The sequence below is a fragment of the Brevundimonas sp. genome (assembly GCF_031082345.1).
Lineage (GTDB): Bacteria > Pseudomonadota > Alphaproteobacteria > Caulobacterales > Caulobacteraceae > Brevundimonas.
This window is the reverse complement of the sequence record NZ_JAVHLH010000275.1, coordinates 1-3,662: the sequence shown is the minus strand read 5'-3', so window position 1 is coordinate 3,662 and position 3,662 is coordinate 1. Positions and strand designations below refer to the sequence as shown.

Annotated in this window: 6 protein-coding genes; 3 read left to right on the top strand and 3 right to left on the bottom strand. The window is 71.4% G+C overall.

Features of this window, described 5'->3' with window-relative positions:
• Both RDU12_RS13925 and RDU12_RS13920 read right to left on the bottom strand, forming a co-directional pair.
• The coding region (locus RDU12_RS13925) for a DUF6655 family protein (RefSeq protein WP_374990226.1) at positions 1-273 on the bottom strand (273 nt) is incomplete at its 3' end.
• Positions 274-319: 46 nt separating this feature from the next.
• Positions 320-766 (bottom strand): VOC family protein, encoded by a 447-nt coding sequence (locus RDU12_RS13920; RefSeq protein WP_308685204.1) that lies wholly within the window; start codon positions 764-766, stop codon positions 320-322.
• Positions 767-919: 153 nt separating this feature from the next.
• Here RDU12_RS13920 and RDU12_RS13915 point away from each other — a divergent pair, with 153 nt between their 5' ends.
• The 3 genes from RDU12_RS13915 (at position 920) to RDU12_RS13905 (ending at position 2,751) form a co-directional block, all read left to right on the top strand.
• Positions 920-1,495: a YqaA family protein gene (locus tag RDU12_RS13915; RefSeq protein ID WP_300293177.1), complete on the top strand. Its 576-nt coding sequence runs from the start codon at positions 920-922 to the stop codon at positions 1,493-1,495.
• A gap of 160 nt (positions 1,496-1,655) precedes the next feature.
• Positions 1,656-2,189, top strand: coding sequence for a disulfide bond formation protein B (locus RDU12_RS13910; RefSeq protein WP_300293179.1), 534 nt, complete (start codon positions 1,656-1,658; stop codon positions 2,187-2,189).
• Positions 2,167-2,751 (top strand): demethoxyubiquinone hydroxylase family protein, encoded by a 585-nt coding sequence (locus RDU12_RS13905; RefSeq protein ID WP_308685203.1) that lies wholly within the window; start codon positions 2,167-2,169, stop codon positions 2,749-2,751. The genes RDU12_RS13910 and RDU12_RS13905 overlap by 23 nt, the downstream gene beginning before the upstream one ends.
• Here the strand turns inward: RDU12_RS13905 and RDU12_RS13900 are convergent.
• Positions 2,735-3,662 (bottom strand): esterase-like activity of phytase family protein (locus tag RDU12_RS13900; protein WP_308685202.1); only part of this gene is annotated, 928 nt, incomplete at its 5' end. The two genes, RDU12_RS13905 and RDU12_RS13900, sit on opposite strands and share 17 nt — an antisense overlap.

Below are 3,662 nucleotides of genomic sequence, written 5' to 3'. Positions count from 1 at the left end.
CGCGCCGGCGCGCAGCTCCAGCACGGCGGCGGCCTCCTGCTTCGACGGGGCGAGGGAATAGCCCGCCTCCGACAGCGCCGACCGGATGGCGCTGACCGCATAGGGGGCGTTCTCGGCCCGGAAATAGGCGTCGTCGACATAGACCCGCGTGCCGCGCGGGATCGGCAGGGTCAGGCCCTCGACCGCGCGGTCGGCGGCGCGCGCCACCAGCAGCTGCTCGGTCGCCGTGCGCGACGGGTGGGTCTCGGAGGTCGAGGCGCAGGCGCCCAGCACCGGCAGGGTCGCCAGCGCCAGGGCGGCGAGGGTCAGTTGTCTCAGCTTACCAGCTCCCGGTGTTAGGCATGGAGGCCCAGGGCTCGGCGGGGGACAGGGCGGCGCCCTCCTGCAGCAGTTCGATGGAGATGCCGTCCGGCGAGCGGACGAAGGCCATGCGCCCGTCGCGCGGCGGCCGATTGATCGTCACCCCGCCGTCCATCAGCCTCTGGCAGGCGGCATGGATGTCGTCGACCTTGTAGGCCAGATGGCCGAAATTGCGTCCGCCGCCATAGGGCTCCGGATCCGGATCCCAGTTGTAGGTCAGCTCGACCTCCGGCGACCGTTCGGCCTCCGACCGCGCCCGGTCGGCCGGGGCGGCGAGGAAGACCAGGGTGTAGCGCCCGGCCTCGTTCTCCATCCGGCGCACCTCCTCGAGCCCCAGCAGGTCGCACCAGAACCGCAGGGAGGCGTCGAGGTCCGTCACGCGGACCATGGTGTGCAGATAGCGCATGGTCGTCCGTCCTTGGGGAGAGGCGGGGAGCCGGTCTCTATAGCGACCGATGGCCGCGACGGCGACTCACGGCCTGTTTCGGCAGGTGCGCCGGGCCGCGACCCCTGCTAGAGGCGGGGCTCCGGCGCCCTCGGGCCCATCATCGGGGACGGCATGCTTCGCAAGCTTTACGACTGGGTCTTCAACCTGGCCCGCAGCCGGCATGCGACACCGGCCCTCGCCGTGGTCTCTTTCACCGAGAGCTCCTTCTTCCCCATCCCGCCGGACGTGATGCTGGGCCCGATGATCCTGGCGCGGCCCGAGCGGGCCTATTTCTACGCCACGGTCTGCACGGTCGCCTCCGTGCTCGGCGCCATGCTGGGCTACGCCATCGGCTATTTCCTGACCGACGTCGGCATGCTGATCCTGTCGTGGCTGGGCAAGGCCGACACCTTCGAGGCGTCCAAGGCCCTGTTCCAGCAGCACGGCGCCTGGGTCATCCTGATCAAGGGCCTGACCCCGATCCCGTTCAAGCTGATCACCATCGCCTCGGGCATTTTCCAGTTCAACTTCCCCCTGTTCGTCGCCCTCTGCGCCATCACCCGGGGCGGGCGGTTCTTCGCCGAGGCGTGGGTTCTGAAGCGCTGGGGACCGGCCGTCCTGGCCATGGTCGAAAAGCGGCTGGCGATGTGGACCATGATCGGCATCGTCGTGCTGGTCGGGGCCATCGTGGCGGTGAAGATGCTCTGAGGGACGAAGGACGAGGGACGAGGGTTCGGCGCTCCGGCCCCCCCCTTGGGCTCTCCTGCATCAGAAGCCTGCGGCCGGGAAACGGCGCGTAGTTCGCATTTCCCCTCGCCCCTCGACCCTCATCGACGCCGCCCTCAAGCGCGGCTATGAACGACATCCGATGAGAGGCCTTTATCGACTCCTGACGCGGTGGTGGACCGCCTTCGCCCTCGCCGCCTCGCTGGCGCTGCTCGGCGCGGCGCATGCGTTCGAGCGCTTCGGCGGTCTCGCCCCCTGCAACCTCTGCCTCAAGCAGCGTGAGGTTTACTGGGGCGCCGTCGCCATCGCCCTGGTGGCCACCCTCTGGCATCTGATCAGCCGCGGCAGCCGCGGCACCCCGCGCATCGCGGCCTTCCTGCTGGCCGTGGTCTTCACCACCGGCGCGGTTACCGCCCTGTTCCACATGGGCGGCGAGAACCAGTGGTGGACCCTTCCGGCGGCCTGCGCCGGCGGCGGGGATGTCGATCTCGAGAAACTGGCGGCGATCGCCTTCGGGAACGGTCCCACCGAACGCGCGGTCCTCTGCGACGCGGTGACGTGGCGCTTCCTCGGCCTGTCCATGGCAGGATGGAACGTGCTGATCTCCACCGCGCTCGCGGTGTTCAGCCTGTTCGCCGCCAAGAGGCCCAAGGATGCCCGTGCGCCCCGACCCTGAGTCCCGCCCCGTCCGCCTGGCCCATCCCGGCCGGGGCGCCAGCCGCCGCCGCCGGGCCGAGATCCTGCGCGTCGACCACGCCGGCGAATACGCCGCCGTCCACATCTACCGGGCCCAGAAGGCCGTATTCGAGGGCCGTCCGGGCAAGGACGCCGTCGCCGCCGACATGGGTGAGATGCAGGCCCAGGAAGCCGTCCACCTCGCCCGCTTCGAGGCCCTGCTCAACGCCGAACGGGTGCGCCCCACGGTCATGACCCCGGTCTGGCGCCTCGCCGCACTCGGCCTCGGCGCCGGCACCGCCCTGCTGGGCGAGAAGGCCGCCCACGCCTGCACCGAGGCGGTCGAGAGCGTGATCGAGGAGCACTACGCCGACCAGATTTCCGAACTGTCCGACCGCGATCCCGAACTGGCCGCCGAACTGACCAAATTCCGCGACGAGGAACTGGCCCACCACGACCACGCCGTCGCCCATGGCAGCCGCGAGGCCCCCGGCTACGGCCTGCTCAGCGCGGTGATCAAGGCGGGCTGCCGCGCCGCCATCAAGATCAGCGAACGGGTCTGACGTCGAAGGCCAGCAGCAGGGTGCGCTGGCGCGGATTGTTGTTGTCGTCCGACAGGATGTAGAGCCGCACGCCGTCGCCGCGTTCGATCGCGGCGATCCCCTCGAAATTGTCGACGGTCGACGGCAGGCTCAACTCGACCAGCACCGGCCCGAGCGTCCCGTCCGCCGCCATCCGCCGGATCCGCGCCCGCACGTCGACCGGCGGACGGAAGCGCCGCTCGATCACCCAGAAGCCGTCGCCGTCCGGGTCGCGGTCCAGGCCGGTGATCCGGTAGTCGCTGTCGGCAACCGGCTCGGGCGGCGGCGCGACCACCACCCGGCAGCCCCGCGTCGCACAGTCCCAGACGCCGCCGGACTCGCCCGCGACCCGCCATCCGCCGAGGGCCGCGGAGACCCCCTCCATGCCGCCGTTCAGCGGGAAGTCCATCTCGGGCGAGGCGAGGGGCGTCGGGGCCGTCGGCGCGTCCAACGGGCCGTAGGACCACAGCCGATGCCGGCGCTCGAAGGCCACGGCGAGGCGGCCCTCCGGGTCGAGGAACAGCGCCTCGGCGTCGCCGTCGGCCTTGTCGGTGATCGGCGATCCGTCCGTCAGGGTCAGCCGCCGGTGGCGCAGCCCCTCCACGCCTTCGATCCGGCCGTCCTCGTCCAGCCGCAGCCGCCCGCGCACCAGATCTCCGGCGTCGCTCACCGACAGGAAGTCGTCGTCGTCGACCAGCTTCAGGTCCGACAGGCTGTGCAGCGGCGAGTCTGGCTCCAGCACCAGCTCGACGCCCCCCGCGAACCGCACCCCCTCGGCCAGCATGGCGCCGCCCGGAATCCCCAGGCCGATCGCCCGCACCTCGGCCTCCGCCGCCGTCCACCCGGCGTGGCCGCCGGTCCAGATCGGGGCCGGGACCGCCGTGGCGCAGGCG

Coding starts and splice junctions, on each gene's coding strand:
- RDU12_RS13920 (WP_308685204.1), bottom strand. CDS start 766: ATGCGCTATCTGCACACCATGGTCCGCGTGACGGACCTCGACGCCTCC.
- RDU12_RS13915 (WP_300293177.1), top strand. CDS start 920: ATGCTTCGCAAGCTTTACGACTGGGTCTTCAACCTGGCCCGCAGCCGG.
- RDU12_RS13910 (WP_300293179.1), top strand. CDS start 1,656: ATGAGAGGCCTTTATCGACTCCTGACGCGGTGGTGGACCGCCTTCGCC.
- RDU12_RS13905 (WP_308685203.1), top strand. CDS start 2,167: ATGCCCGTGCGCCCCGACCCTGAGTCCCGCCCCGTCCGCCTGGCCCAT.